General features: G+C 63.5%; 25 protein-coding genes. 11 read left to right on the top strand and 14 right to left on the bottom strand.

Annotated elements, in window-relative coordinates; all coding sequences use genetic code 11:
- Positions 1-45: 45 nt before the first annotated feature.
- The 3 genes from AB4Z43_RS09145 to AB4Z43_RS09155 are packed head-to-tail and all read right to left on the bottom strand — an operon-like array spanning position 46 to position 3,237.
- Positions 46-897, bottom strand: a complete 852-nt coding sequence (locus AB4Z43_RS09145; protein ID WP_038649802.1) for a sugar phosphate isomerase/epimerase family protein — start codon at positions 895-897, stop codon at positions 46-48.
- Positions 898-939: 42 nt separating this feature from the next.
- On the bottom strand, positions 940-2,127 hold the full coding sequence (locus tag AB4Z43_RS09150) for a Gfo/Idh/MocA family protein (protein WP_019861283.1): 1,188 nt from the start codon (positions 2,125-2,127) through the stop codon (positions 940-942).
- Positions 2,128-2,181: 54 nt separating this feature from the next.
- Complete coding sequence (locus tag AB4Z43_RS09155) at positions 2,182-3,237, bottom strand: sugar phosphate isomerase/epimerase family protein (RefSeq protein WP_064981681.1); 1,056 nt, start codon at positions 3,235-3,237, stop codon at positions 2,182-2,184.
- A gap of 402 nt (positions 3,238-3,639) precedes the next feature.
- Here AB4Z43_RS09155 and AB4Z43_RS09160 point away from each other — a divergent pair, with 402 nt between their 5' ends.
- The 5 genes from AB4Z43_RS09160 to AB4Z43_RS09180 are packed head-to-tail and all read left to right on the top strand — an operon-like array spanning position 3,640 to position 7,904.
- A complete protein-coding gene (locus tag AB4Z43_RS09160; protein ID WP_019861286.1) occupies positions 3,640-4,527 on the top strand; it encodes a sugar phosphate isomerase/epimerase family protein in 888 nt (295 codons plus the stop codon).
- Positions 4,528-4,587: 60 nt separating this feature from the next.
- Positions 4,588-5,757, top strand: coding sequence for a mandelate racemase/muconate lactonizing enzyme family protein (locus AB4Z43_RS09165; protein ID WP_064980927.1), 1,170 nt, complete (start codon positions 4,588-4,590; stop codon positions 5,755-5,757).
- A 2-nt stretch (positions 5,758-5,759) separates the two neighbouring features.
- Complete coding sequence (locus tag AB4Z43_RS09170; protein ID WP_019861288.1) at positions 5,760-6,479, top strand: FadR/GntR family transcriptional regulator; 720 nt, start codon at positions 5,760-5,762, stop codon at positions 6,477-6,479.
- Between the two features lie 2 nt (positions 6,480-6,481).
- The gene (locus AB4Z43_RS09175; RefSeq protein ID WP_019861289.1) at positions 6,482-7,474 is read left to right on the top strand and encodes a hydroxyacid dehydrogenase; all 993 of its coding nucleotides are present in this window, start codon (positions 6,482-6,484) and stop codon (positions 7,472-7,474) included.
- Between the two features lie 40 nt (positions 7,475-7,514).
- Positions 7,515-7,904: a hypothetical protein gene (locus tag AB4Z43_RS09180; protein ID WP_019861290.1), complete on the top strand. Its 390-nt coding sequence runs from the start codon at positions 7,515-7,517 to the stop codon at positions 7,902-7,904.
- 15 nt (positions 7,905-7,919) lie between these two features.
- Here the strand turns inward: AB4Z43_RS09180 and AB4Z43_RS09185 are convergent, their stop codons facing one another.
- On the bottom strand, positions 7,920-9,215 hold the full coding sequence (locus tag AB4Z43_RS09185) for an amidase (protein ID WP_441937006.1): 1,296 nt from the start codon (positions 9,213-9,215) through the stop codon (positions 7,920-7,922).
- Between the two features lie 116 nt (positions 9,216-9,331).
- Here AB4Z43_RS09185 and AB4Z43_RS09190 point away from each other — a divergent pair, with 116 nt between their 5' ends.
- A complete protein-coding gene (locus AB4Z43_RS09190; protein WP_019861292.1) occupies positions 9,332-9,679 on the top strand; it encodes a GFA family protein in 348 nt (115 codons plus the stop codon).
- A gap of 17 nt (positions 9,680-9,696) precedes the next feature.
- Here AB4Z43_RS09190 and AB4Z43_RS09195 read toward each other — a convergent pair whose 3' ends face one another.
- Positions 9,697-10,605, bottom strand: a complete 909-nt coding sequence (locus AB4Z43_RS09195; RefSeq protein ID WP_441937008.1) for an SDR family oxidoreductase — start codon at positions 10,603-10,605, stop codon at positions 9,697-9,699.
- A 98-nt stretch (positions 10,606-10,703) separates the two neighbouring features.
- Here AB4Z43_RS09195 and AB4Z43_RS09200 point away from each other — a divergent pair, with 98 nt between their 5' ends.
- The gene (locus AB4Z43_RS09200) at positions 10,704-11,282 is read left to right on the top strand and encodes a TetR/AcrR family transcriptional regulator (protein ID WP_223217855.1); all 579 of its coding nucleotides are present in this window, start codon (positions 10,704-10,706) and stop codon (positions 11,280-11,282) included.
- A gap of 37 nt (positions 11,283-11,319) precedes the next feature.
- Here the strand turns inward: AB4Z43_RS09200 and AB4Z43_RS09205 are convergent, their stop codons facing one another.
- On the bottom strand, positions 11,320-12,534 hold the full coding sequence (locus tag AB4Z43_RS09205) for an MFS transporter (RefSeq protein ID WP_441937011.1): 1,215 nt from the start codon (positions 12,532-12,534) through the stop codon (positions 11,320-11,322).
- A gap of 183 nt (positions 12,535-12,717) precedes the next feature.
- Between AB4Z43_RS09205 and AB4Z43_RS09210 the strand changes: the two genes are divergently transcribed.
- From AB4Z43_RS09210 to AB4Z43_RS09220, 3 genes are all read left to right on the top strand, one after another.
- Entirely contained in the window at positions 12,718-13,704 is a 987-nt protein-coding gene (locus AB4Z43_RS09210) for an AraC family transcriptional regulator (protein WP_441937013.1), read from the top strand.
- A gap of 47 nt (positions 13,705-13,751) precedes the next feature.
- A complete protein-coding gene (locus tag AB4Z43_RS09215) occupies positions 13,752-14,723 on the top strand; it encodes an AraC family transcriptional regulator (RefSeq protein WP_441937015.1) in 972 nt (323 codons plus the stop codon).
- A gap of 139 nt (positions 14,724-14,862) precedes the next feature.
- On the top strand, positions 14,863-15,294 hold the full coding sequence (locus AB4Z43_RS09220; RefSeq protein WP_441937017.1) for a DUF4437 domain-containing protein: 432 nt from the start codon (positions 14,863-14,865) through the stop codon (positions 15,292-15,294).
- A 9-nt stretch (positions 15,295-15,303) separates the two neighbouring features.
- Here AB4Z43_RS09220 and AB4Z43_RS09225 read toward each other — a convergent pair whose 3' ends face one another.
- The 8 genes from AB4Z43_RS09225 to AB4Z43_RS09260 form a co-directional block, all read right to left on the bottom strand.
- Entirely contained in the window at positions 15,304-16,167 is an 864-nt protein-coding gene (locus AB4Z43_RS09225; RefSeq protein WP_441937085.1) for an ABC transporter ATP-binding protein, read from the bottom strand.
- Positions 16,168-16,174: 7 nt separating this feature from the next.
- A complete protein-coding gene (locus AB4Z43_RS09230) occupies positions 16,175-16,615 on the bottom strand; it encodes a hypothetical protein (protein ID WP_019861302.1) in 441 nt (146 codons plus the stop codon).
- Positions 16,612-17,700 (bottom strand): ABC transporter ATP-binding protein, encoded by a 1,089-nt coding sequence (locus AB4Z43_RS09235; RefSeq protein ID WP_019861303.1) that lies wholly within the window; start codon positions 17,698-17,700, stop codon positions 16,612-16,614. Before AB4Z43_RS09235 ends, AB4Z43_RS09230 begins: the two co-directional genes overlap by 4 nt.
- Before the next feature lies 1 nt (position 17,701).
- Entirely contained in the window at positions 17,702-18,640 is a 939-nt protein-coding gene (locus AB4Z43_RS09240) for a carbohydrate ABC transporter permease (protein ID WP_441937020.1), read from the bottom strand.
- Between the two features lie 3 nt (positions 18,641-18,643).
- Positions 18,644-19,705 (bottom strand): carbohydrate ABC transporter permease, encoded by a 1,062-nt coding sequence (locus AB4Z43_RS09245; protein ID WP_019861306.1) that lies wholly within the window; start codon positions 19,703-19,705, stop codon positions 18,644-18,646.
- Positions 19,706-19,785: 80 nt separating this feature from the next.
- Positions 19,786-21,219, bottom strand: a complete 1,434-nt coding sequence (locus tag AB4Z43_RS09250; RefSeq protein WP_441937022.1) for an ABC transporter substrate-binding protein — start codon at positions 21,217-21,219, stop codon at positions 19,786-19,788.
- Between the two features lie 46 nt (positions 21,220-21,265).
- Positions 21,266-22,378 (bottom strand): ABC transporter ATP-binding protein, encoded by a 1,113-nt coding sequence (locus AB4Z43_RS09255; protein ID WP_019861308.1) that lies wholly within the window; start codon positions 22,376-22,378, stop codon positions 21,266-21,268.
- 438 nt (positions 22,379-22,816) lie between these two features.
- On the bottom strand, positions 22,817-23,476 hold the full coding sequence (locus AB4Z43_RS09260) for a TetR/AcrR family transcriptional regulator (RefSeq protein ID WP_019861309.1): 660 nt from the start codon (positions 23,474-23,476) through the stop codon (positions 22,817-22,819).
- A 52-nt stretch (positions 23,477-23,528) separates the two neighbouring features.
- Here AB4Z43_RS09260 and AB4Z43_RS09265 point away from each other — a divergent pair, with 52 nt between their 5' ends.
- Positions 23,529-24,725 (top strand): Tm-1-like ATP-binding domain-containing protein, encoded by a 1,197-nt coding sequence (locus tag AB4Z43_RS09265; RefSeq protein WP_441937025.1) that lies wholly within the window; start codon positions 23,529-23,531, stop codon positions 24,723-24,725.
- Positions 24,726-24,734 lie beyond the last annotated feature (9 nt).

The raw sequence follows: 24,734 nt of genomic DNA on the forward strand, positions 1-24,734 counted from the left end.
GCCTGGATGCCATGGTTGGCGGCTGCATCTCGCGAAGAGAGGAGCCTAAGCCGCCTTCTTCCACCCATTCCTGATATGCTTATACCCGTCGCGATAGACAGCTTCCGGGCTCTCGGAAAAATCGCGCCAAACCTTGGTCGCCGCAGCCAGGTCCTTCAGCGACCGCCCGAACGCCTCGATTGTCAGCCAGTCGTCATAGCCGCTCTTGCGGATCGCCGCGAACGTCTCTTTCCACGGGATGTTGCCGCGCCCCGGCACGCCGCGATCGTTTTCCGATATGTGGATATGCACGACATTCCGGCGATGCTTCGTATAGGCGCCAATCGGGTCGGCCTCCTCGATATTGGCATGAAAGGTGTCGTACATCGCCTTGATGTGCGGACGGCCGACGGCATCGATGTGCTCCGAGAGGTCCGCCATCGTGTTGAAAAGATAACATTCGAAGCGGTTCAGCGCCTCCAGCCCGATGGTGACGTTGCGCGTGCCGGCATGGTCGCCGATGGCGCGCTGCGAGGCGATGGAACGGTTCTTCTCGGCGGGGGTCGGCCCGCTGCCGGAAAAGGCGCCGAGCGTCGAATGCAGCGGCCCGCTGAGCGTTCTGGCGCCAAGCGCATCGGCGCAATCAACAGCCCATTTCATGTAAGCGATACCGGCCTTGCGCGTTGCCGCATCGGCCGAGATCAGGTTCATCGAGGGATCGCCCATCGCCGAGACCGCGGTCCGCTCCAGCCCGATGCGATCGAGCAGGTCGCCGAGCTTTTTATAATCGTCCGGCATGCCGGCGAAGATCGGTATCTCAACACCGTCGAAGCCCGTCGCCTTGATGTCGCGAAGCAGAGGCTCATGCTTCTTCGACACCGCCGTCGTCCACAAGAACATGCACATGCCGATTTTCATCGACGCCCTCCCCCCGTTTAATCCCCCCGGATCATTTTTGTTTTAGAGCTTGGTCCACGCGCCATTCTTCTTCGACGATTTCACACAGGCCTCGATGAAGGCCATGCCTTCGACGCCGTCCTGGATGGTCGGGAAGACGACATCCTTTGCCGGCTTGCCACCCTTCTTGCGCGCAGCGCGGATGGCGCGCGCCGCCTCCTGATAGATGTTGGCGAAGCCTTCGAGATAGCCCTCCGGATGGCCTGACGGCACGCGGCTGACACGGCCCGCCACCGGCAGCGCGCCGGCGCCGTTGCGGGTGATCAACTGCTTGGGCTGGCCGAATGGGGTGTACCAGAGATAGTTGGGATCGGCCTGCACCCATTCCAGCCCACCCTTCGAGCCATAGATGCGCAGCTTCAGCCCGTTCTCATGGCCGGGCGCCACCTGGCTCGCCCAGATCATGCCCTTGGCAGGATGCGTCTTGCCGGTGGGCTTGAAGCGCAGCATGACGTTGACATTGTCGTCGAGCAGCCGCCCCGGCACGAAGGCATCGAGATCGGCCGACAGCGAATCCAGCTCTAGCCCGGAGACGAAGCGGGCAAGATTGTAGGCATGGGTGCCGATGTCGCCCAGCGCACCGCCGGCGCCCGCCTGCTTGGGGTCGCCGCGCCATGATGCCTGCTTCTGGCCGGTGGCGGCGAGGTCCTCGGTCAGCCAGTCCTGCGGATATTCCGACTGCACGATGCGGATGTCGCCGAGCACGCCCTTGGCCACCATTTCGCGCGCCTGCCGCACCATCGGATAGGCGGTGTAATTGTGGGTGAGCACGAACACCTTGCCGGTCTTCTCGACGATCGCCGCGAGCTTTTTTGCCTCGGCCAGTGTCGTCGCCAGCGGCTTGTCGCAGATCACGTGGATGCCGGCCTCGAGAAACGCCTTGGCTGCCGGCACATGGACATTGTTGGGCGTCACGATGGCCACCGCCTCGATGCCGTCGGGGCGCTTGGCCTCGGCCTTGGCCATCTCGGCATAGGAAGCGTAGCTGCGATCCGGATCGAGCCCGAGTTCGGCGGCCGAAGCCTTGGCGCGCTCGGGGTTCGCCGACAGCGCACCAGCCACCAGCACGAATTCATTGTCCAGGCGCGCCGCTATGCGGTGCACCGCGCCGATGAAGGCGCCTTGCCCGCCGCCGACCATGCCATAGCGGATCGGGCCGCCTCCCGTTTCCGATTTCGATGCGCCGACCATGTTTTGTCCCTCGTGTCTTGGATACTTCTCCCCTCCGGGGAAGGGAAAGCCGTGTCAGATTCCCATCATCGCGCGCAGCACTTTCTTGTCCGTAGCGCCACCGGCGAAGTCGTCGAATGCCTTCTCCGTCACGCGGATGATGTGGTGCTGGATGAAAGGCGCCCCTTCGGCAGCTCCATCCTCGGGGTGCTTCAGGCAGCACTCCCATTCCAGCACCGCCCAGGAATCATAATTGTACTGCGTCAACTTGGAGAAGATGCCGCCGAAATCCACCTGCCCGTCGCCGAGCGAGCGGAAGCGTCCTGCGCGGTTGGTCCAGCTCTGATAGCCGGAATAGACGCCTTGCCGGCCGGTCGGGTTGAACTCGGCATCCTTGACGTGGAAGGCCTTGATGCGCTCGTGGTAGATGTCGATGAATTCGAGATAGTCGAGTTGCTGCAGCAGGAAGTGCGACGGGTCGTAGTTGATGTTGCAGCGCTTGTGGCCACCGACCGCCTCGAGGAACATCTCGAAGGTGGCGCCGTCGAACACGTCCTCGCCGGGATGGATTTCGTAGCCGACATCGACACCATTGTCCTCATAGACGTCGAGGATCGGCTTCCAGCGCTTGCCGAGTTCGGCGAAGGCCTCCTCGATCAGACCGGCCGGCCGCTGCGGCCAGGGGTAGAGGTAGGGGAAGGCCAGCGCACCGGAGAAGGACACCGAAGCCTTGAGGCCGAGATTCTTCGAGGCCTTGGCGCCGAACTTCATCTGTTCGACCGCCCATTTCTGCCGCGCCTTGGGATTGTTGTGGACCGAGGCCGGCGCGAAGCCGTCGAACTGCGCGTCATAGGCCGGATGCACCGCCACCAACTGACCCTGCAGATGCGTCGACAGTTCGGTGATCTCGACGCCGGCATCGGCGCAAATGCCCTTCACCTCGTCGCAATAGGTCTTGGAAGACGCCGCTTTCTCGAGATCGAACAGGCGCGCGTCCCAGGTCGGGATCTGCACGCCCTTATAGCCGAGACCGGCGGCCCATTTGGTGATCGCGGCCAGCGAATTGAATGGCGCTGCGTCACCCGCGAACTGCGCCAGAAACAGTCCAGGGCCCTTCATTGTCGTCGGCATCGGCATCCTCCCTCATTGTGTCGCGACCAAGCATAGCGCCGATTGGAAGCAGGGCCAGCCATTTTGGTCTTTTTGCATCGGGCGCTTTGCAGGCACTGCCATTCTGGTATTACCAAATAGGGGAATTTGGTCAAGCCTGGCAATGCATCGATCGAGATCTGCAAATGTCCAAAGCATCGGCATATATCACAATATAATCAACGGAATAATTCGCACAGCAAGTTGCGCATCCGCGCTTCTTGCCGTTCCAGGCAATTTGCTGTAGACCTCACTTCAGGCCCAATTGGTCGAACCAGTTTGCAGGAAAAAGGCTGGGGATGCCTTGGGGAGGAACCCTTGCGCCGTCTTTCGGCGGTGCATGTCGAAGGCAAACGATACGGACGAATTTGGGAAGGACAGACCATGCATCTTTCGACGCACAACTGGATGCGGGCGGAACCATTGGAGACGACGCTCAAGCGCATCAAGAAGTTCGGCTATGAGTCGATCGAGATTTCCGGCGAGCCCGAGCAGTACAAGACCAAGGAGACGCGGGCGCTGTTGAAGGAGCATGGCATTCGCTGCTGGGGCGCGGTGACCCTGATGCTGGGCGAACGCAACCTTGCCGCCAAGAACCAGGGTCAGCGCGAGCGCTCGGTGCAGTACGTCAAGGACGTGCTGACCATGGTCAGCGAGCTCGATGGCGAGATCATCACGCTCGTCCCCGCGACGGTCGGCAAGGTCGTGCCGGACGGCACCGAGGAAGAGGAATGGAAATGGGTGGTCGACGCGACCCGCGAATGCTTCACCCATGCCAAGAAGGTCGGCGTCAAGATCGCCGTCGAGCCGCTCAACCGCTTCGAGACCTACCTGTTCAATCGCGGCGCCCAGGCGCTGGCGCTGGCCGACGCGGTCAGCCCCGAATGCGGCGTCTGCCTCGACGCCTACCACATCCATATGGAGGAATTTAACGTCTACGACGCCATCCGTCAGGTCGGAAAGCGCCTGTTCGACTTCCACGTCGCCGACAACAACCGCTTCGCAGCCGGCCTCGGCCAGATCGACTGGCCGAAGATCGTCGCCACCTTGAAGGAGGTCGGCTACGACGGCGCGCTGACCAACGAATTCGTCGCCCCGGTCGACCGCACGCCGGCGGCACCCTATCCCGAAATGGTCGAGCGCCACCCGGTCGATATCTCGCCTGAGCAGCTGAAGTTCATCCAGGACCACGGCTCCAGCGTGCTGACCGAGAAATTCTACACCGACCAGATGCGCATCACCGCCGAAACGCTGCTGCCGCTGATCAAGTAGTCGACGACTGTTGGGAAATTCGCCCTTTCGCCCTGACCGGCGGCGGGGCTGGGGAAAGACATGCGCATCAAGACCGTCCAAGCCTGGTGGGTCCGCATCCCGATCGAAGCCGCTCGGCAGCACCGAAGCGACTTCGGCCAGGTGACGACCTTCGACGCCGCCATCCTGCGCATCGAAACCGATGACGGACTGGTCGGCTGGGGCGAAGGCAAGAACGCTGCCGGCAGCGCCGGCAGCTACGGCGCCCTCGTCCACATGCTGAACCAGGAGGTCGGGCCGCAGCTGATCGGCCGCGATCCGGCCGACATCGGCATCATCTGGGAAATGCTCTACAACGGCGTGCGCCACGACAGTGCCGCCCGCGCCGGCCACGCCATGCCGCAACTGGCGCGGCGCGGCATGAGCATCGCTGCCATCAGCGCCGTCGACATCGCGCTTTGGGACATCCTGGGCAAGTCACTCGGCCAGCCGGTCTGGCGGCTGCTCGGCGGCCGCAAGATCGACCGCATGCAGGCCTATGCCTCGGGCGGCTGGGCGTCCGCCGACGCCATCGGCGAGCAGTTGAAATCCTACATCGCCCGGGGCGGCTTCAAGGCGCTGAAGATGCGGGTCGGCGCCATGGATGGCGCCGCGCACATCTCGGCGGCCCGCGTCCGCGCCGCGCGCCAGGCGCTCGGCCCCGATGTTGAGCTGATGGTCGACGCCCACGGCACCTATACGGTGGCGGAGGCCAAACGCTTCATCCACCTCGTCAACGACCTCGATCTTGCCTGGTTCGAGGAACCGGTGATCGCCGACGACAAGCCGGGCATGGCGGAAGTGCGCGCCTCCGGCGCCGTGCCGATCGCCACTGGCGAAAGCGAGGCGACGCGCTATGCCTTCCGCGACCTCGCCGTGCTCAAGGCCGCCGACATCTTCCAGCCCGATCCCGCCTTTTGCGGCGGCATCAGCGAAGCGATGAAGATCGGCACCATCGCCAGCGCCTTCAATCTGCGCTTTGCGCCGCATCTGTGGGCCGGCGCGCCCTGCTTCTTCGCCGGGCTGCATGTCTGCGCCGCCTCGCCGTCGAGTTTCACCGTCGAATATTCACTCGGCGCCAACCCGATGATCCACGATCTGATCGAAGAGACTGTCGAAGCACAGGACGGTATGATAGCGATCCCGGAAAAGCCCGGATTGGGATTCACCGTTTCTGAGCGATTCCTGGAGGCGCACGCGCAACGCAATTGACGATGAAAGAAAAGAACCTTCTCGCGGAACTCGCAGCCTATCTGTTCTCCCACTCGGACAAGGAGAGCGGCCGCACCCCATCCGAACGTGAGCTGGCGGAGCATTTCGCCGTCAGCCGCGGCCAGATCCGCGAGGCGCTGGCCATCCTCGAAGCCATGCGCATCGTCGAGCGGCGCGCCAAATCCGGCATCTACATCGACACCAAGCAGGCGAGCGTCGAGGCGCTGGCGCTGTTCGCGCGCGCCGGCCTGCCGCTCGATCCCTTGCAGATCTACGAGACGGTCGAGTTGCGCAAGATCCACGAGATCAAGGCCGCCGAACTTGCCTGCTCGCGCGCCACCGAGGAGAATTTCGAGCGACTGCGCGAGATCCTCAAGGCTTCCGAGGAACGCATCGCTGCCGGCGAAGGTCTGGCCAAAGAGGACCGCGAGTTCCACCTGGAGATTGTGCGCGCCACCAAGAACAGCGTCTTCCACAACATCTGCAGCGTCTACTATCTGATGGGCGAGCAGCGCCTGCCGATCTATTTCAACGATCCCGAACGCAGCGTGCGTTCGCATGCCGAGCATGTGCAGATCTACGAGGCGCTGCTGCGCCGTGACGGCAATCTCGCCCAGGCACTGATGAGCGCCCATCTGCAAGGGGCGGAGAGCTACTGGAAGGGCCTGATCGAGGGCGGCAATGCGGCTACGCCCGCGAGCCCGGCGCTCGAAAAGGCCTGAGCGTGGCCCAGACCGTGCCAAAGATCCTGTCGACCCATCCGCTGCATCCGCGCGCTTCGGCCAAGCTCGCGGGCGCCGGCCAGCTCGTCATCGCATCGGCGCTCGATCCCGCCACCTTGACCCGGGAGGCCAAGGACGCGGACATCGTCATCGTGCGTGCACCGCTGCCGCCGGCGCTGTTCGAGGGCGCCTGGAAGCTGAGGGCTGCCATCCGCCATGGCGCCGGGCTCGACATGATCCCGATGGAGGCGGCGACGGCGGCCGGCGTGCTGGTGGCCAATGTGCCGGCGGTCAATGCCCGTTCGGTGGCGGAACACGTCATGTTCACCGCACTTGCGCTGCTGCGGCAATTCCGCAGGGTCGACCGCGACCTGCGCGCCAAAGGCTGGCTCGCCGGGCGCGAGCACGCCAATTCCAACATCGAGCTTGCCGGCAAGACCATCGGCATTGTCGGCCTCGGCGCCGTCGGGCAAGCCGTCGGCCATATCGCCGCGCACGGTTTCGACCTGAAGGTGGTGGCAACGACGCGCAGCATGCAGCCGGCGCCCGAGAAAGTCGGCTTCCTGTCGATCGACGCGCTGGTCGAACAGAGCGACATCATCGTGCTCTGCTGTCCGCTGACGCCGGAGACGCGCGGCCTGATCAGCCGCGAGCGCATCGCCCGCATGAAACCCAATGCGCTCTTGATCAACGTTTCGCGTGGGCCGGTCGTCGATGACGACGCCCTGATCGAGGCCTTGCGGGAACGCCGCATCGGCGGTGCGGCACTCGATGTGTTTTCGACGCAGCCGCTGCCGTCCAATCATCCCTATTTCGGCTTCGACAACGTCATCATCACCCCGCATATGGCAGGCATTACCGAGGAATCGATGATGCGCATGGGCATCGGCGCGGCGGGCGAAGCCTTGCTGGTGCTGGACGGCAAGCTGCCGGTCAATCTGCGCAATCCGGAAGCGGTCGATCACTACCGGCGGCGCTTTCCGCTCGACCTATAGCAATCGCTGTTTCGCCCCAATTTTCGGCGACGTTGCAGCCATGTCCAGTCTTCGCCTCGCATTTCTGATTGCCGCAGCCTCGTCCATCTTCGCCCTGCCGGCATTCGCGGCGGCCGAAAGCAGCTATGTCTATTGCGACAATGGGCTGCGCTGCCTCAAGGCGCCCTGCCCGTCGAACAGCGCTCTCGACCTTGCCACAGGCAAGATCATCAAGGGTGTATTGATCGACGCCAGCGGATTACCGCAGGCCGACAAGGCGATAACGGATCAGTCCGACGTGCTCTACTCGGGGAGGATCGTCGTCAGGGGCTCGATCGAGCAGCGTACCCAGACCATCACCGGCAAGGATTACAGTCTGCCCTGGCTGGTCGCGACACGCATCGTGCGCACCGCCCAGGACAGCGAACGCAAGCACTGTTCCTCGCGCTGATCGGCCAATTGCCGGTCAGCCGCCCAGCAGCCGCTCCGTTTCGGCGGCTATCCGCAGCAGATGCCGGTCGTGGCCGTTGCGCGCGACCAGCATCAGTCCGGCCGGTAGCGCCATGTCGGGCATCGGCAGCGAGATCGCACAGAGGTCGAACTGGTTGGCCACCTGCGTGTTGCGCAGCAGCAGGCCTTCGACGCGGTCCCGCAGTTCGGCATCCTCGGCCATGGAAACGATGGTCGGCGCCATCACCGGCGTGGTCGGCAGGGCCAGCACATCGACCGATGCCAGCCGCTCGTCCATGGCGGCAATGAGAGCGCTGCGGCGGCGCAGGACCCTGATATAGACGGGCGCCGGCAGCATCGCCGCCCGCGACAAAGGTCCGCTGACATGCGGGTCGACCGGTACCGATGCACCTGTCGCCAGCCAGTCGGCATGCACTTCGGCCCCTTCCATGGCAGCGATCGAGCCACGCTTGGTGGCGGTCCTGAACTCCGCGATCATGTCGTCGATCACCAGATCGGCCATGCGCGCGCCCGCCTTTTCTATCTTGCCGAGACAATGCTCGAACGCCCCGGCAACTTCACCTTCCGTGTCGCCAAAAAGAACACCGCGCGGCACACCGACGCGAAGTCCCGCGAGCGATATGGCCGCCAGTTCGGTCGGCACCTCGCCGGCCATCACCGCGTCTGTGGCGGCACATTGCGCAACGGTTCGGGCAAGCGGCCCGATCGAGTCCAAGGTGCCAGACAGCGGAAAGGCGCCGGTCAGCGGCACCCGCCGCGCTGTCGGCTTGAAACCAACGACACCATTGAGCGCCGCCGGAATGCGGATGGAGCCGCCGGTATCGGATCCGATGGAGATATCGCTCGTCCCCTCGCCGATGGAAACGCCGGCGCCGGAGGACGAACCACCAGGAATTAGGCTGGCATCGACGGCATTGCCTGGCGTGCCGTAGTGCATGTTGTCGCCGATCGCCGTGAAGGCGAATTCGGTCATGTTGGTCTTGCCGATGAGGACCGCACCGGCTTGCCGAAGCCGGCTGATGATGGCGGCGTCGCACGCGGCGGGCGTAGCGGTCTTTCGCATCAGCGAGCCGGCCGTGGTTGGTTCACCGGCAACGTCGAACAGATCCTTGATCGAGACGATGACGCCGTCGAGCGGTCCGAGCGTCACGCCGGCTCGGCCGCGGGCGTCGCTGGCATCAGCCGCCGCCCGCGCGGCCTCGATATAGAGCTTGGTAAAGACCTTTTCGTCGGCCGCACGATTGGCAAGGCGTGACAGGATGATTTCGAGACGGTCGCGGATGGATTGCATGTCGATGTCGGACTCCGCCAGGATGCAACGTCTTTAAGGCAGGCAGCCGGTTGGGCCTGCGAAAGGGATAACCCGGCCAGCGTGCCTTTGCACCTGTCAGCGATAGGAAGATACTGATGCTCTACAAAGGCAGCTGTCATTGCGGCAAGATCGCCTTCCAATTCAAGGCGGAACTGACCGGCGCCGTGCGGTGCAATTGTTCGATCTGCTCGCGCAAGGGCGCGCTCCTATGTGCCATCCCGCATGGGAGCCTGACGGTCCTGGCCTGGGGCGACGATCTGGGCACCTATACGTTCGGCAACCACGCCATGGCGCACCGCTTCTGCCGCACCTGCGGCATCCATCCTTTCGCCGAGGACGTCCGGGAAGGCGATGAGCGCAGCGCCTATGTCAACCTCAACTGCGTCGCCGATATCGAGCCGTCCACCTTGCCGATCTTCGACTTCGACGGACGCTCGCTGTGAAGCGATTCCGGATTGCCTTACCGGTAACCCGTTGCATCGGCGGGTTTGCCGGCGTCCTGAACCTCCGGTAGATAACGCCAGGCATCGGGCCGCGAACCATCGAGATCGGTAAAGCCGTAGACCTGCGCCAGTCCGCCGCTGGACAGCGACTGCCCGTTCCAGCGCGAGCGGTCCGTGTCCGCCGCCAAAGCGGCAACGGCACGGCCGATGAAGCGCGGTGTCTCCGAAATAATGAAATGCGGCACCTTTGCCGTGGCATCGCGCCAATTCACCTCGCGCACGCCAAAGGCCTCCAGCATCATCTCCGACCGCAGCCAGCCTGGCGTCAAAGAGACCGAGGTGGCGCCGTGTTTCGAAAGATCCTTGGCATGAGCCCACGCCATGCGATTCACCGCGACCTTGGCAAGATCGTAGAAGGGTGACAGCCGGTAGTGCTCGGCATTGTACTCGGCCGTGCCGTCGGTGACTTCCACCAGCAGTCCGCCCGGCTGCTCGATCATGAGCGGCAGCGCGTGGTGGGCGGTGATCAGATGGGTGTCGATGGCCAGACGCAGCATACGCAAGCCATTGTCCAGATTGTGCTCCCAGACCGGCTTGTCCCATTCGAACAGCTTTTCGCCACCCCAGATGTCGTTGACCAGTATATCGAGGCGGCCCTGTTCCTTGCGGATGCGCTCGACCAGCCCGCGCACATCATCGGCCACGAGGTGATCGACCTGGACGGCGATGCCGTTGCCGCCGTTGGCCGTGACCAGTTCCGCCGTCTCCTCGATTGTTTCGGGCCGGGCATATTCGGATTGCTGGGCACGCGTGCTCCGCCCCGTGACATAGACCGTTGCGCCGGCGGCGCCGAGTTCGACCGCTATGCCGCGTCCGGCGCCTCGTGTGCCGCCGGCGACCAGGGCAACTTTTCCTTGCAACATCATTGAACTCTCCCAAAAACGGCACCATCGATGAAAGCCGGGCTGGCTCGCGCCGCTCGCATCATATATAAATGATCATTCGGTTATATCAGGATGTCAAGATGACCCGGCCCAAAACCCAGTCCGACGAGCAGGTGCTGGAAGCCGCATTGCGATTGATCCACGAGCACGGCCCGGAAGCGCTCACCTTCGAGCGCCTGGCAAAAGCCTGTGGCCTCTCCGGTGCAACCCTGGTGCAGCGCTTCGGGAACAAGGCTCGGTTGAAGCAGCGCACCTTGCTGCACGCCTGGGACGGTCTTGACGACAAGACCAGGACGTTGGCGGCCGCCGTTCCCAGAACGCCTGCCGGCGCGGTCGAATTGCTGGTCGCGCTGTCGCAGGGCTATGGCGGCATCGAATCCTATGCCGAGGGCCTGCTTGTCCTGCGCGAGGATCTGCGTGACCCCATGCTCAGGACGCGCGGTGCCGCCTGGAAAACAACCCTGTGCAATGCCCTCGCGCCTTGCTTTGCCGGAACGCCCGGCTCACCGCAGGACATCGGCCTGCTGATGGCGTCGCATTGGCAGGGATCGTTGCTGTGGTGGAGTTTCGATCCGACGATTGAAGTCGCCGTCTACGTCGAGGACAGCCTCAACCGTTTCGTTGCCGCCATCACGACGGCAGCGGCCCGAAAACCATGATGGTTCTCGGGCCGCTGGATGAGGCGGAGATGAGAGCTTATTCGGCCTGCTTCGGGCCGCGCAGGAACACCACGATGGCCGCCAGCAGCGTTGCGATGCCGCAATAGGCGAAGGCGCTGGCCACGCCGGCATGATCGACCAGCAGGCCGCCGAGGAAGGCCCCCAGCGCAATCGCCACCTGGAAAGTCGCCACCATCAAGCCGCCGGCGCTTTCGGCCTGGTCGGGTGCCGCCCGCACCAGCCAGCTCTGCAGTCCGACCGGAACCGCGCCGAAGGCAAAGCCCCAGGCGGCGACGGCAACCGCAGCGATCGTCGGCGAGGTGCCGAAGATCAGCATCGAGGCGGCTGCCAGGGCGATCAGCAGGGGCGCCAGCGCCACGGCTATCTTGAGGTTGCGTTCGGCCAGGAAGCCACCGGCGACATTGCCGAAGAAACCGCCAATGCCATAGGCCAGAAGCACCAATGAGATCGTCTCGATGTGGAGCATCGGCACATTTTCGAGGAAGGGGCGCACATAGGTGAAGCCGGCGAAATGCCCCGACGCGACCAGCAGCACCACCAGCAGGGCCACCCGGATCGACGGCCGTTCCAGCACATAGAGCAAGGTGCGGAAGCTCGCGACACCCACCGGCGGCAGCTTCGGAATGGTGACCAACTGCACCAGCAGCGCCAGGGCACCGACGATGGTCGCGACCATGAACGCCGTGCGCCAGCCCCAGATGTCGCCGACATAGGCGCCGACAGGAGCGGCGGTGACGGTGGCCAGTGAAACACCGGTCAGGATGATCGACATGGCGCGCGGCATCAGCCGCATCGGCACCAGCCGCAGCGCCATGGCCGCCGACATTGCCCAGAAGCCGCCCAGCGCCACCCCGAGCACGACGCGGGCCAACAGAAGCATGGGCAGCGACGCGGCAAAGGTGGCGAGAAGGTTGGACAGGATGAGGAACGAGGTCAGCATCCACATCACCAGCCTGCGGTCCATGCGCCTTGTGATGATCGCCATGGTGGGCGCGGCAATGGCGCCGACGATGGCGGTTGCCGTCACCGCTTGTCCTGCCACGCCCTCGGTGACGCCGAGATCGCGCGCCATCGGCGTCAGCAGGCTGGCGGGCAGGAATTCGGCGGTCACGAGACCGAAAACGCCAAGTGCCAGCGAACCCACGGCGCCCCAGGCCGGCTCGGTTCGTTCATCGGTGTCTGCGGGGTTCAGAAGTGTGGCGTCGATGACATCAGTTGCGGGTTCGGCCATGGTCAGTCTCCGATCTGTTGCAGCGCCACATAAGAAACGACCGCCCGGGGCTTCCCCCCGTTCCATGCCTTGCCGTCACGGCTTGGCCATGGGGCCGGTCTGCGATTTGTTTGCGGCGCAACATTTGGCTGCAGTGCAACATAGGAAGTGACGCCCTGGAGTTTCCATGCTAAAAACCCCATTATGCTTGACCATTCGTCCAAAATTCCAATCACGGGCGACCCGCTGACGGACATATTGCGCGGCCTGCGCCTCGATGGCGTCGAGTATGGCCGCTGCGAGATGAAAGAGCCTTGGGGCATCCAGTTCCCGGCTCAGCCAGGGGCGCGATTTCATTTCATCGGCCGCAAGGGCTGCTGGCTGAAGCAGCCCTCCGGCGAATGGGTGGAGCTTAATGCCGGCGATGCGGTGCTGCTGCCGCGCGGCGAGGCCCATGTACTGGCCAGCGAACCCGGGGCGAAGGCCTGGCCGATCCATGGCTACAAGCTCGAGGAAGTCTGCAAGGACGTCTATTGCACGTCGAACGCGGAGATGTGCGACAAGAATTGCCAGCCGGGAACGCTGCTGTTCTGCGCCGCGATGTATTTCAACATCGACGGCCTGCACCCGCTGCTCGGCATGATGCCGGACGTGGTGCGCTCGCATGAGCTGGAAGCCTATGAGCCGGGCATTCCGCATCTGTTGGAATCCATGGCGCGCGAAGTGACGATGGAGCGCGTCGGCTCCGGCGGCATCCTGGCGCGGCTGGCCGATGTGGTCGCCGCCACCGTCATCCGCTCATGGGTCGAGCGTGGCTGCGGCGATTCCTCCGGCTGGATCGCCGCTGTCCGGGACCGCGACATCGGCCGCGTGTTGGCCGCCATCCATCTCGAACCCGACCATGACTGGACGGTCGAGTCGCTGGCCAGGATGATGGGTGCTTCGCGTTCGGGCTTTGCCGAGCGCTTCGCCACCATCGTCGGCGAAACGCCGGCAAAATATGTCACCCAGGTCAGGATGCATCAGGCGCGGCAGTGGCTGGTCCGCGACCGGATGAAGATCTCGGTCGTTGCCGCACGCCTCGGCTATGAATCGGACGCGGCCTTCAGCCGTGCCTTCAAGCGCGTCATCGGTTCGGCGCCCAGCCATCTGCGCGCAAAGGAGCAGGCCGACATCCGCCAGGCCGGGTAACGCATCTCGGCCGTGACGGACTGACGATTCCGCGCTAGAACCCGGGCATGGATTTCACATCATCCGAGGGTGTCTCGCCGGCTTCAGGCGGTCCGCTGACCGACATGCTGCGAGGATTGCGGCTTGATGGCGTCGATTACGGCCGCTGCGAACTTGGCGAGCCGTGGGCCGTGCTCTTTCCAGCCCAGGAGGCGGCGCGTTTCCACTTCATCGGCCGGCACCGATGCTGGCTGTTTTCGCCATCCCGGCAATGGTCGGAGCTGAAAGCCGGCGATGCGCTGCTGTTGCCGCGTGGCGCCGAGCACATCCTTGCCAGCGCGCCGGACGTCCATGCCGTGCCGATCGAAAGCTACAGCATCGAGCCTTTGCAGGATAATGTCTACGCCGTCTCGAACGGCGGCCATGGCGCCAAAACCCTGCTGTTTTGCGGCAGCATGCACTTCAATCTGGGTGGATCGCATCCTGTGCTCGCCATGATGCCGGACATGATGCGCGCCCGCGACTTGATGGCGGATGAGCCCGGCATTCCGCACCTTCTGGAAGCCATGGCCAGCGAAGTGACCGGCAATCGCGCCGGCTCTGGCGGCATGCTGGCGCGGCTGGCCGACGTATTGGCCGCAAGCATCATCCGTTCATGGGTGGAGAACGGTGGCGACGGCACCACCGGCTGGACCGCGGCGATAAGGGATCGCGACATCGGCCGCGTGCTGGCGGCCATTCATCGCCAGCCCGACCGGAACTGGACCGTCGAAGCCCTCGCCCGCGAAATGGGCGCCTCACGTTCGGCCTTCGCCGAACGGTTCACGGCAATCGCCGGCGAAACACCGGCGCGATATGTCGCCCGGCTGCGCATGCACCAGGCGCGGCAGTGGCTGATCGAAGACCGGATGCGGGTGTCGGTGGTGGCCGCCCGACTGGGCTACGAGTCCGAAGCTTCGTTCAGCCGGGCGTTCAAGCGGATCGTCGGCACGGCGCCCAGCCATCTGCGCACCGTCAACGGCACCTCCGAGGAACGCTAGACTAACGCCGCACGGACCTTGCCGTGTTGGATGGCTGGATGAATTGCCAAGTCTTCCGGACGCTGTGTCATTGCCGGGCCGGCTGCATGCAATAGCTTGCCGTTGCCAGCCGTGAGCGGGCCGATTCAAGGAGAAAGCCATGCCAGATCATCTGAGGGTCCTGACGCTCGCCACCATGCTCGTGGTCTCCGGCCAGGCTTTCGCCCTTGAGGACAGCTATCTTCCGGCCAACAAGATCCCCTATGTCGCCGAGGCGCCAGACCAGCCGCAGCGCCTCGGACCGCTGTGGGGCGAAAGGGCCAAGGGCCCCGCGGGAACGCTGCTGAAAGTCCCAGGCAACTGGCGCGCTCCGGTTCACGCGCACACCGCCGACTACCGTGCGGTGGTCATAAAGGGGCTGTGGGCGCATTGGCAGATGCAAGGCGGCGAAGCGACCAAGGTCGAACTGCCTCCGGGATCCTACTGGACCCAGAAGGCCAACGAGATGCATGACGACGCTTGCCTGTCCGACACGGAGTGCGTGATCTTGCTGATCAACGACACGCCCTACGAGACCTACTTGGCAAAATAACCGGACGCTCTATCCGGCGTGACGCAAGCTGACGCCACTGCCCTTGTCGAACAGCACCACCTTGTCCGGGTTCCAGGCAAAGCGCACGGGCTGCTCGATGGCGACATCGGTCCTAGCCGGCACCGTGGCGCGCAGCGTCGTATCGCCGACGCGCAGCGTCAGGATCTTTTCGACGCCATGGTTCTCGACATCATGGACGCGCGCCTCGACCGGCGCGCCGCTCTCGAGATAGACGTCTTCCGGACGGATGCCGAAGACGAGCGGGCGACCATCGGTCGCCGAGCTCGCCTTGGCTCCCCCCGAAAAAGGCAGTTCGAAATTCAGCGGCGCCATCACCGCGCGGCCGTTCACCAGTCTGCCGTCGATGAGGTTCATCGGCGGCGAGCCGACGAAGCTCGCCACATAGGTGTCGCGCGGATTGTTGTAGATCTCGTGCGGCGTGCCGGTCTGCACGATGCGGCCGTGGTTCAAGACGCCGACCGTGTCGCCCATCGACATCGCCTCGATCTGGTCGTGGGTAACGAACAGGAAGGTGGCGCCGAACTGTATCTGCAGGTTCTTCAGTTCCGTGCGCAGCGCCTCGCGCAGCTTGGCGTCGAGCGCCGACAGCGGCTCGTCCATCAGGAACACGCGCGGCTTGCGCACGATGGCGCGGCCGATCGAGACGCGCTGCATCTCGCCGCCCGAGAGCCGGTCGGTCTTGCGGTCGAGCAGATGCTCGATGCGTAGCGTACGGGCCGCGCGATCGACACGATCCTTGATCTCGGCATCGGGTCCTCCGGTCAAGCCGGAGGATGACGGCGTGAGAGTTGAGAGGCGACGCACACCGACCGTCGTGGACCGGCGCGAGCGCGAGCTGCCGGATAGCGTCAGCTGCTGATCATCGCGCTGTCTTGTTGAGAGCGGTGACGGCCAGCGCGAGAATCACCGCCGCGGCGGCGATTTCCCACACGAAAGCCTGCTTGTAGAAAGGCGGCGTGGCGAGCTGCGCCTTGCCGGCGAGAGTGTTGGGGTCCGGTGGATTGAGGAAGAAGACGCCGTAGAGATGCGCCGCCGTGATCGAAACCAGCAGCACAATGCAGAAGACCAGCGCCACGACCAGCGCTACTGTCACTACACTGCGCACCTTGACGCCCGGCTGGGCCAACGGCAGCAGGTTGTTGATGAGTCCGGCAAGCACCACGAGACCGCTGCCGACCGCGTACAGGCCGATGGAAAAGGGTTGGAAGATCAGCACCAGCGCCACGACGCCGAGACCAATGATGAAGACCTCGAGGCAGAACGCGCCGGCCCGGCTCATGCCGGAAGAACTGTCGCTCATGACCGCACCGCCTTTCCGGCGCCATCGAAGACATGCGTTTGCCTGGGATCGGGGCGTAGATTCAGCGCCTCGCCGACCTTGACCCGCTGGCTTCTCGTCACCACGACGCGGATGTCGGCGCCTGCCGCCGTGCGGGCATGAATAAGGGTTTCGGCGCCCATGGGCTCGATGAGCTCGGCCCGGGCGGAGATGGTGCCACGGTCCCCCGTATCGGTCGGGGTGAAGGCGCGGGGGCGGACACCGATCGTCACCTTGCCGGGCTGCAGGCGCGCGACCGCCGCGTCCGTGCGGATCGCCAGACTAGTGCCGGCCACGGTCATGTCCGCCGTGCCATCGGCGAAGGTCTTGAGGTCGGCCTCGAGAAGATTCATCTGCGGCGTGCCGATGAAGCTCGCCACGAAAGCATTGGCGGGCTTGGCAAATACCTCGTGGGGTGAGCCGACTTGCTCGATCAGGCCGTCCTTCATGATGGCGATTCGGTTGGCCATGGTGAGCGCTTCGAGCTGGTCATGGGTCACGATCACGGTCGCTTTGGAGAGGCCCTGCAGCACTTCCTTGATCTGGCCACGCATGGTCTGGCGCAGTTCGACATCGAGACGCGACAAGGGCTCGTCGAAGAGGAAGCAATTGGGGTCGCGGACGATGGCGCGGGCCATGGCGGCGCGCTGCTTTTCGCCCTCGGATATCTGGTTCGGCAGCCGGTCGAGAACGTGCTCCAAGTGGAGGATCGCGGCGACGCGGTTGACGCGGGCAGTCCGCTCAGCCCCGGAAATGCCGTCGTGATAGAGCGGGAAGGCGATGTTCTCGGCGATCGATGCCGACGGGTAGAGCGCGTAGAACTGGAACACCATGGCGATGTCGCGCTTTTCGGGCGGCAGGTTGTTCATCACCTTGCCGGCGACGACGATCTCGCCGTCAGTGACGCGTTCCAGCCCGGCGATGACGCGCAAGGTCGTCGTCTTGCCACAGCCGGACGGGCCGAGAAGGCAGACGACCTCACCGGCGGCTACCGACAGGTCAACGTCCTTGACCGCGGTGAAGGAGCCGAAGCGTTTGGTGACTTTGCGGAGTTCGATGGTTGACATCTCAGCGCTTCACCGTGCCGAAGGTAACGCCGCGCAACAGATGGTTTTGCAAGAAGAAGGTGACCAGGAAGACTGGGACAAGGAACAGGGTTTCGATGGCGGCAAGCAAAGTCCAGTCGGTGCCGCGTCCACCCGACGACACGGCCTGGTTCATGGCGACCGGGACCGTCCTCGTGTCAGGCCCCGAGAGCAACAGGGCGAAGAGGAACTCGTTCCAGGTGAGGATCAGGCCGAACACGAACGTGGCGGCGAGCCCGGCAATGACCTGGGGCAGGCAAATCTTGAAGAACACCCGCATTCCGGACGATCCGTCGATGCGGGCGGCATCCTCGACGTCTGGCGACAATTCATCGAAGAAGCTCTTCATCATCCAGATGGTGAAGGCCAGGTTGAAGGCGGTGTAGAGCATGATGATGCCGAGATACGAGCCCGACAGGCCCACCACGCGGAACATCAGGATCACCGGAATGATCACCACAATCGCCGGCAGCATGCGCGTGGTCAGGATGATGAACAGGTAGGTGTCATTGCCTTTCAGCGGATAGCGCGAGAAGCCGAAGGCCGCCAGGGTGCCGATCACCAGCGCCAGCAGCACCGACGCCGAGGCGATGAAGATCGAGTTGAAGAAATAACGGTCGAATCCTGTCGCTTCCGGGGCACCGTCCGGCGTCATCGAGCGGGAAAAGACGGACCCAAAATTTTCGAGGGTTGGCTTGAACACAAAATGGTCCGGAATCAAGCCGAACAGCGACGTGGGCGACAGCGTCGGAGGCACCAGGAGCGCGTCGCCCTGCGGTTTGAAGGCGGTGAATATGATGAACAGCACCGGCAGAAAATAGATAAAAGCGACGACGGCCACGGCGAGCGTCCGCCCCCAGCCGGCCTCGTCTACTCCGCTGGCCCTGCGGAAGCCGAGCTTTCCCAATATCGATTCGACCACGGGTTATGCTCCCTGCGTACGGCGGTTTGCGAGGTACAGGTAGAGGTTGGTGAGAACGATCACCATGAACAGCATCAGATAGGAGATCGCCGCGCCCTCACTCGTCTTGTTCTGCTCGTTGGCGATGCGGATCAAGTGATAGGAGATCGTCAGTGTGTCGTTGCCGCCCTTGGTGAGGAGGATGACGAGATCCGCCAGCTTGAATGCCTCGATAGTGCGGAAGAGAAGGGCCAACATCAGAAGGCCGCGGATGTAGGGGAAGGTGATCATCCAGAATTGCCGCCAGCTGGAAATACGGTCGATGGCAGCGGCCTCGTAAAGGTATTTCGGCACCGAGACGAGGCCCGCCAGCACAAGGAGCATGACGAAGGGCGACCACATCCATGCGTCGGCGAAAACGATTCCCGCCACGGCACCGACTTTGTTGCTCATCAGGATGAACTGGTTGCCGGAGATGGAATTGATGACGTAGCTGAGAATCCCGAATGTCGGGTCATAGTAGTAGGTGAAGAACACGCCAGAGGCGACAACCGAAAGCATCATCGGTGTCAGCACCAGGATCAACAAATACTTGCGCAGGGGAAATTGCTTGGCGAACAGGATGGCCAGCAGAAAGCCGACGATCATCTGCGCGGAGACGGTGAACACGACGAACATGGCGGTATTGATCAGCGCGCCCCAAGTCGCGTGAGCAGCCAGATCGTTGGTAAGGATCCGGGTGTAGTTCCCGAGTCCGACGAAGCGGATCGTCTGCTGGTTTGCCTGGTAGGCGAAGAACGAAAGGCCCAGCGACCACAGCAGGGGGAAGATATTCATTACAAACAGAACGGCGATTGCCGGAGCGACCAGCAAGGCGCCGAAGTAGTGGCGGCGATACGCGTTGACGGTAAATGCGGCCGCGACCAACGCCGCCGTGGCGCCCACCACCCAGAAGGAGACAGCCGCCGGCAAGCCCGCCATTGATATGGCCGACACGACGACAGCGACAGCGATGGCGAGTTTCCAGTTGTGGGCAACAACCGTGGTAAGGCGTGGTGTCAGCAGCGTGCTTGAAACAGCGGTCATGGGAGTCCGAAATATGGAGCGCCTGACGTGGCAATGACGGGAAGCGGCTTTTGCCCGCTCCCCGCAGCTATGTCGGAAGGTTACTGGATAAGGCCAGCGTTCTTCAGAAGGTCCTCCTGGAACTTGGCGATGTTATCCAGGGTGGTCTTGGCGTCCTGCTTGCCAGTGATGGCCAGGTCGTACTGGTCCTGCTGCTGGGTGAGCAGTTCGAAGAACTGCGGCACGTGCCACATGTCCTTCTGCCAGTCGAGCGAGTTCGCCCAGGCGCGGTCCCACGGACGATAGGTCACATACTTCGGATCGCTGTAGACCGACTTGATCGCGGACTGGCCGCCGCCGGCGGCGAACTGGTTCTGGATATCAGGCGAGAGCCACCACTTCACGAAGCCCACCGCTTCCTTGATTTGCTCAGGCGTCGTCCAGGTGGTGAGAACGAAAGGCTGTCCGCCGATCTGTGACGTACGATTCACCTTGCCGTCGGGACCGCGCAGGCCTGGCGCCAATCCGAACACCAGCTTGTCGGCAACCTTCGACGTCTTGGGATCGAGCGAGGCTTCGGCGAGACCGATCCAGTCGATGTTCATGGCCACCTTGCCTTCACGGAACAACTGGTCCGAGACGAAGATGTCCATGGTGCCGGTCTTGACCACCGGCGGCATGAACTTCAGCAATTTGAGGAAATGCTCCATGCCCTCGATGGACTTCGGGGAGTTTACAACGCCTTCGGCATGTCCGGTCGGGGCCTTGGTTTCATCCCAGATGCCGCCGCCATGCTGCCAGACGAACGAGTGGACCGAGCTCGTCGAGAAGTCGTAGCCTTTGCCTGCCTGATAGGCGATGCCGTAGAAATCGTCATCCAGCACCTGGCCGGCGAGCTTGTCGCCCTTCTTGCGCTGGAAGAATTCGCCAACATGCTCGAACGTGTTCCAGTCCATGGCGTCGATTTCTTCGCCGGTGCAGGGCAGCTTCTCATTGTACTTCGCCTTGAAGGCGGCCTGCTCGTCGGCGTTGCAGAGCACGTCCTTGCGGCCGTAGGTGACCAGCACGTCCGGGAACTGCGGGAAGCCGTAGTAGTTCGGCGTGCTGTTGGGATAGGTCGAATAGGCGTTGAGCACGGCGGGATGCATCGAGTCCATCGTCGCCTTGAGTTCCGGGTCGGCATCGATGAGATCGTTGATCTTGCGGAAGTAGCCGCCTTCGACGAAGGCGCCCAGCCATTGCGAGTCCGACACGATGAAGTTGTACTTCTTTTCGCCCGAGGTCAACGAGGCGTTGACGCGGGTGTAGAAATCCGGCCACGGAATGAAATCGACATCGAGCTTCACGGTATTGCCAGACTTGGGCTTGTACTGCTCGTCGAAGAACTTCTTCATAATGCGGGTCGGGGGCCAATCCGGCACCGCCATCGTCAACGTCACTTCTTCGGCAGAGGCATAGGTCACGCCTCCCACCAGTAGCGTGGCAGCGAAGCTTGCGGCTGTCGCTAGCCCTTTCACTTTGGTCATCGCCGTCATTCACGTTTCCTCCCTTGGTTAACCGGATTGCTTCTCGCCGTTCGCGTCAGGTCATTGCCTGGCCGCTCGCGGCGCGGAAGACGTGGATTTTCCTGTTATCGATGGCGATCGATGCCGAATCGCCGGTCCTGATGCTGGCGGCGATCGCTTCCGGCAGCACCATGCGCAACATCTCGCCGCCGGCCACGACCGAGACGATCGTGATGTCGCCGAGCGGTTCGACCAGATGCACCTTCGAGGCAACCCCGGCTTCGCCCTTGGCGGCGAGCCGAATGTCGCTCGGGCGAATGCCGATCAGCGCGGCCTCGCCGGCATCGGCAGTCTTTGGCGCCGTCGCCGGAACCAGAGTCCCGAGCGGCGTGTCGAAAGACCTGGTGTCGGCGCGCACCGAGGCCGTGAACAGATTCATGTGCGGCGAGCCGATCTTGCTGGCGACATAGGTATGGGTCGGCTGCTCGTAAAGCTCGTCCGGCGTGCCGATCTGGACGATGCCGCCATCGCGCATGACGGCGATCGCCTCGCCCATCGAGAGAGCCTCGAGCTCGTCGGGCGTGGCATAGATCACGGTCATGCCGAACTGGCGGTGCAGCCGCTTCAGCTCGGCGCGCGTCTCGTGCCGAAGCTTGGCGTCGAGATTGGTGAGCGGCTCATCGAGGAGAAGAATCTTTGGCCGGCGGATCAGGGAGCGGCCGAGCGCGACGCGCTGCTGCTCTCCGCCGGACAGCGTTGCCGGCTTGGCCTTCAGGCGGTGTGTCAGTCTCAGGATCTCGGCGGTCTCTTTCACCCGCTTGTCGATCTCGGCGCGCGCGGCTTTCTCCTCGCGCAGCGGATAGGCGAGATTGTCATAGACCGTGAGGTGGGGGTAAAGCGCGAAAGACTGGAAGACCATCGAGATGCCCCGGCCGGCGATCGGCGCATGGGTCATGTCGCGGCCGCCTATCTCAAGCGTGCCGGAGTCGGCCTGGACGAGGCCGGCGATAGTGCGCAGCGTCGTCGTCTTGCCAACCGAGCTCGGCCCGAAGAGTACGAAGAAGCGGCCTTCGTCGACGGAGAAGCTCAGGTCGTTGATGGCGCGCACGGATCCATAGGCCTTGCTGAGCCCATCGAGGCGCAGCGCAATCCCCTTGCCGGCACTGGCGCGAGGCGACGTCTGCGTCACGATGCGCCACCTCGTGCGGACGGAACACGTGACATCCGTATGATCCTCCTCGCCCTACCGAAATGGACTGCGGCTGTCATTCCCGATCCGCCTTTTCTTTCCTAATCTGGTATTACCAATCTAAGATGTCCGTCAAGCGCTTTCTTGAAATTCGCCGTCACCAAAATAAGCTGAATACGTCCGCTATATGTTCGTATTTCCTTCATTTTTGGCAGTTCTCCACCTTCATCCCGTTCGCAAAACGCCAATCCCCAAAATTATTGAAATCGCCGACCTTCAAATCTGGTCGAACCAGATTCGCTCCGAGCTACCGCGGCTACCGCCCCGGATTGCCCTCGACGACCCCCCAATCGGTCCGCATCGGGAGAAGTCTCATATCCTGCATCCGCCTTCGTCCAGCCCTCCTCCATGCCCAACTCACGCCGCCACCGCCGCTGGTCAGGATGGCGTCCGGAGTCGCGCCTGCCGCACCAGCGCTGAGGCCGCCCACTGGGCGACGGCCAGGGTCTTGCCGCTGTCCAGGCCCCAGATGTCCTTGAGCACGATCAGCACTTCGACGCCGAAGACCAGCGACAGCGCCTGCGCAAGGCGTTTGAACTCACGCGGCGGCAATTGGCCCTTGAGCGGCGCGATCGCCTGCTGCAGCAAATCGACGCGATGACCGCGCGTAAAGGCCGGCTCACCGCCCAGCGTGCCGGCCTGGCGTTGCGCCCATTGATCGAGCGACAGCTTCAGCGCCGCCTTGAACGTTGCTTCAAAAGCCTCGATGCGCGGCATGGCCGTATCGAACAGCTCCGCGACCCGGCGCTCGGCATCCGCCGAGGTCGATTGCCAGGTCAGGATCGGACCAAGCCCCTCGTCGACGACAGCCTGCACCAGTGCCGCCTGGCTGGGGAAATAGCGATAGGCGGTGGCGCGGGAAACTTCCGCCGCTTCCGCCACCTCGCTGACCGACGGCGTGACGCCCGCCTGCATCAGCCGTGTCGCCGTCTCCAGCATCAGCCGTTTCGTGCGCGCCCGAGGTCCACGCTCTGCAGCCGGGCCGCTTCCCCGCTCGGTGTCGCCTGTTGCTGTGGATCGTTGACGTGAGACATCCATATCAATATGATACGCGCGTCTCAAAAATTTGCAATAACCTTGGAAGGCGCCAATGAAGCGCATCTATGTGGTCGGCACCGCGGACACCAAAGGTGAGGAGCTCGCCTTCCTGGCCGATGCGATTGCCGCGACGGGCGCTCATGTTTGCCGCGTCGATGTCGGAACACGCGACGCAACGATCCCGGTCGATATTGCGGCGAAGGAAATCGCCGGCCACCATCCGCGCGGCCACGCGGCCGTGCTCGGCGACGATGACCGTGGCGCCGCGGTAGCCGCCATGGGCGTCGCTTTCACCCGCTTCGTCCAGTCGCGGAACGACATCGCCGCAGTGATCGGCATTGGCGGCGGCGGCGGCACTTCGATCATCACGGCGGGCATGCGCGCTTTGCCGCTCGGCCTGCCGAAAATCATGGTCTCGACGCTCGCCTCCGGCGACACGGCTCCCTATGTCGATGTCTCCGACATCATCATGATGCCGTCGGTGACCGACATGGCCGGGCTGAACCGGCTCTCCCGCGTCGTGCTGCACAATGCCGCCCAGGCGATAGCGGGCATGGCGGCAAGGCCGGCGCCGCCGCCCGACGGCAAGCCGTCGATCGGGCTGACCATGTTCGGCGTCACCACGCCTTGCGTCACCGCCGTCACCGACCAGCTTCGCACCGCGTATGATTGCATGGTCTTCCACGCCACCGGCACCGGCGGCCGCAGCATGGAAAAGCTGGCCGACAGCGGCCTGCTGTCCGGCGTCATCGACATCACCACGACAGAGGTCTGCGACCTCCTATTCGGCGGCGTCCTGCCGGCAACGGAGGATCGCTTCGGCGCGATCGCTCGCCGCAAGCTGCCCTATGTCGGCTCGGTCGGCGCGCTCGACATGGTCAATTTCTGGGCGCCTTCGACCATTCCGGAACGCTACAGCGGACGGCTGTTCTACGAGCACAATCCCAACGTTACGCTGATGCGCACCACCGCCGACGAATGCCATCAGATCGGCGAGTGGATCGGCGCCAGGCTCGCCCTCTGCGAGGGGCCGTTGCATTTCCTGATCCCGGAGAAAGGCGTCTCGGCGCTCGACATCGAGGGCGGCACCTTCTTCGATCCGCAGGCCGACGCCGTGCTGTTTGACGCCATCGAGCGCACGATCAGGCCGAATGCCAATCGTCGCGTCACGCGCCTGCCGCTGCATATCAACGATCCCGAATTCGCCAAGGCCGCGGTCGCGGCTTTTCTCGACATCGCCAGACAATGAGAGCCCAGA

The organism is Mesorhizobium sp. 2RAF45, assembly GCF_052115225.1.
GTDB lineage: Bacteria > Pseudomonadota > Alphaproteobacteria > Rhizobiales > Rhizobiaceae > Mesorhizobium > Mesorhizobium jarvisii.

What these genes read in the sequence shown, in the direction of transcription:
- AB4Z43_RS09145 (WP_038649802.1), bottom strand. Translation starts at nt 897, where the DNA reads ATGAAAATCGGCATGTGCATGTTCTTGTGGACGACGGCGGTGTCGAAG.
- AB4Z43_RS09150 (WP_019861283.1), bottom strand. Translation starts at nt 2,127, where the DNA reads ATGGTCGGCGCATCGAAATCGGAAACGGGAGGCGGCCCGATCCGCTAT.
- AB4Z43_RS09155 (WP_064981681.1), bottom strand. Translation starts at nt 3,237, where the DNA reads ATGCCGACGACAATGAAGGGCCCTGGACTGTTTCTGGCGCAGTTCGCG.
- AB4Z43_RS09160 (WP_019861286.1), top strand. Translation starts at nt 3,640, where the DNA reads ATGCATCTTTCGACGCACAACTGGATGCGGGCGGAACCATTGGAGACG.
- AB4Z43_RS09165 (WP_064980927.1), top strand. Translation starts at nt 4,588, where the DNA reads ATGCGCATCAAGACCGTCCAAGCCTGGTGGGTCCGCATCCCGATCGAA.
- AB4Z43_RS09170 (WP_019861288.1), top strand. Translation starts at nt 5,760, where the DNA reads ATGAAAGAAAAGAACCTTCTCGCGGAACTCGCAGCCTATCTGTTCTCC.
- AB4Z43_RS09180 (WP_019861290.1), top strand. Translation starts at nt 7,515, where the DNA reads ATGTCCAGTCTTCGCCTCGCATTTCTGATTGCCGCAGCCTCGTCCATC.
- AB4Z43_RS09185 (WP_441937006.1), bottom strand. Translation starts at nt 9,215, where the DNA reads ATGCAATCCATCCGCGACCGTCTCGAAATCATCCTGTCACGCCTTGCC.
- AB4Z43_RS09190 (WP_019861292.1), top strand. Translation starts at nt 9,332, where the DNA reads ATGCTCTACAAAGGCAGCTGTCATTGCGGCAAGATCGCCTTCCAATTC.
- AB4Z43_RS09195 (WP_441937008.1), bottom strand. Translation starts at nt 10,605, where the DNA reads ATGATGTTGCAAGGAAAAGTTGCCCTGGTCGCCGGCGGCACACGAGGC.
- AB4Z43_RS09200 (WP_223217855.1), top strand. Translation starts at nt 10,704, where the DNA reads ATGACCCGGCCCAAAACCCAGTCCGACGAGCAGGTGCTGGAAGCCGCA.
- AB4Z43_RS09205 (WP_441937011.1), bottom strand. Translation starts at nt 12,534, where the DNA reads ATGGCCGAACCCGCAACTGATGTCATCGACGCCACACTTCTGAACCCC.
- AB4Z43_RS09210 (WP_441937013.1), top strand. Translation starts at nt 12,718, where the DNA reads ATGCTTGACCATTCGTCCAAAATTCCAATCACGGGCGACCCGCTGACG.
- AB4Z43_RS09215 (WP_441937015.1), top strand. Translation starts at nt 13,752, where the DNA reads ATGGATTTCACATCATCCGAGGGTGTCTCGCCGGCTTCAGGCGGTCCG.
- AB4Z43_RS09220 (WP_441937017.1), top strand. Translation starts at nt 14,863, where the DNA reads ATGCCAGATCATCTGAGGGTCCTGACGCTCGCCACCATGCTCGTGGTC.
- AB4Z43_RS09230 (WP_019861302.1), bottom strand. Translation starts at nt 16,615, where the DNA reads ATGAGCGACAGTTCTTCCGGCATGAGCCGGGCCGGCGCGTTCTGCCTC.
- AB4Z43_RS09235 (WP_019861303.1), bottom strand. Translation starts at nt 17,700, where the DNA reads ATGTCAACCATCGAACTCCGCAAAGTCACCAAACGCTTCGGCTCCTTC.
- AB4Z43_RS09245 (WP_019861306.1), bottom strand. Translation starts at nt 19,705, where the DNA reads ATGACCGCTGTTTCAAGCACGCTGCTGACACCACGCCTTACCACGGTT.
- AB4Z43_RS09250 (WP_441937022.1), bottom strand. Translation starts at nt 21,219, where the DNA reads ATGACGGCGATGACCAAAGTGAAAGGGCTAGCGACAGCCGCAAGCTTC.
- AB4Z43_RS09260 (WP_019861309.1), bottom strand. Translation starts at nt 23,476, where the DNA reads ATGGATGTCTCACGTCAACGATCCACAGCAACAGGCGACACCGAGCGG.
- AB4Z43_RS09265 (WP_441937025.1), top strand. Translation starts at nt 23,529, where the DNA reads ATGAAGCGCATCTATGTGGTCGGCACCGCGGACACCAAAGGTGAGGAG.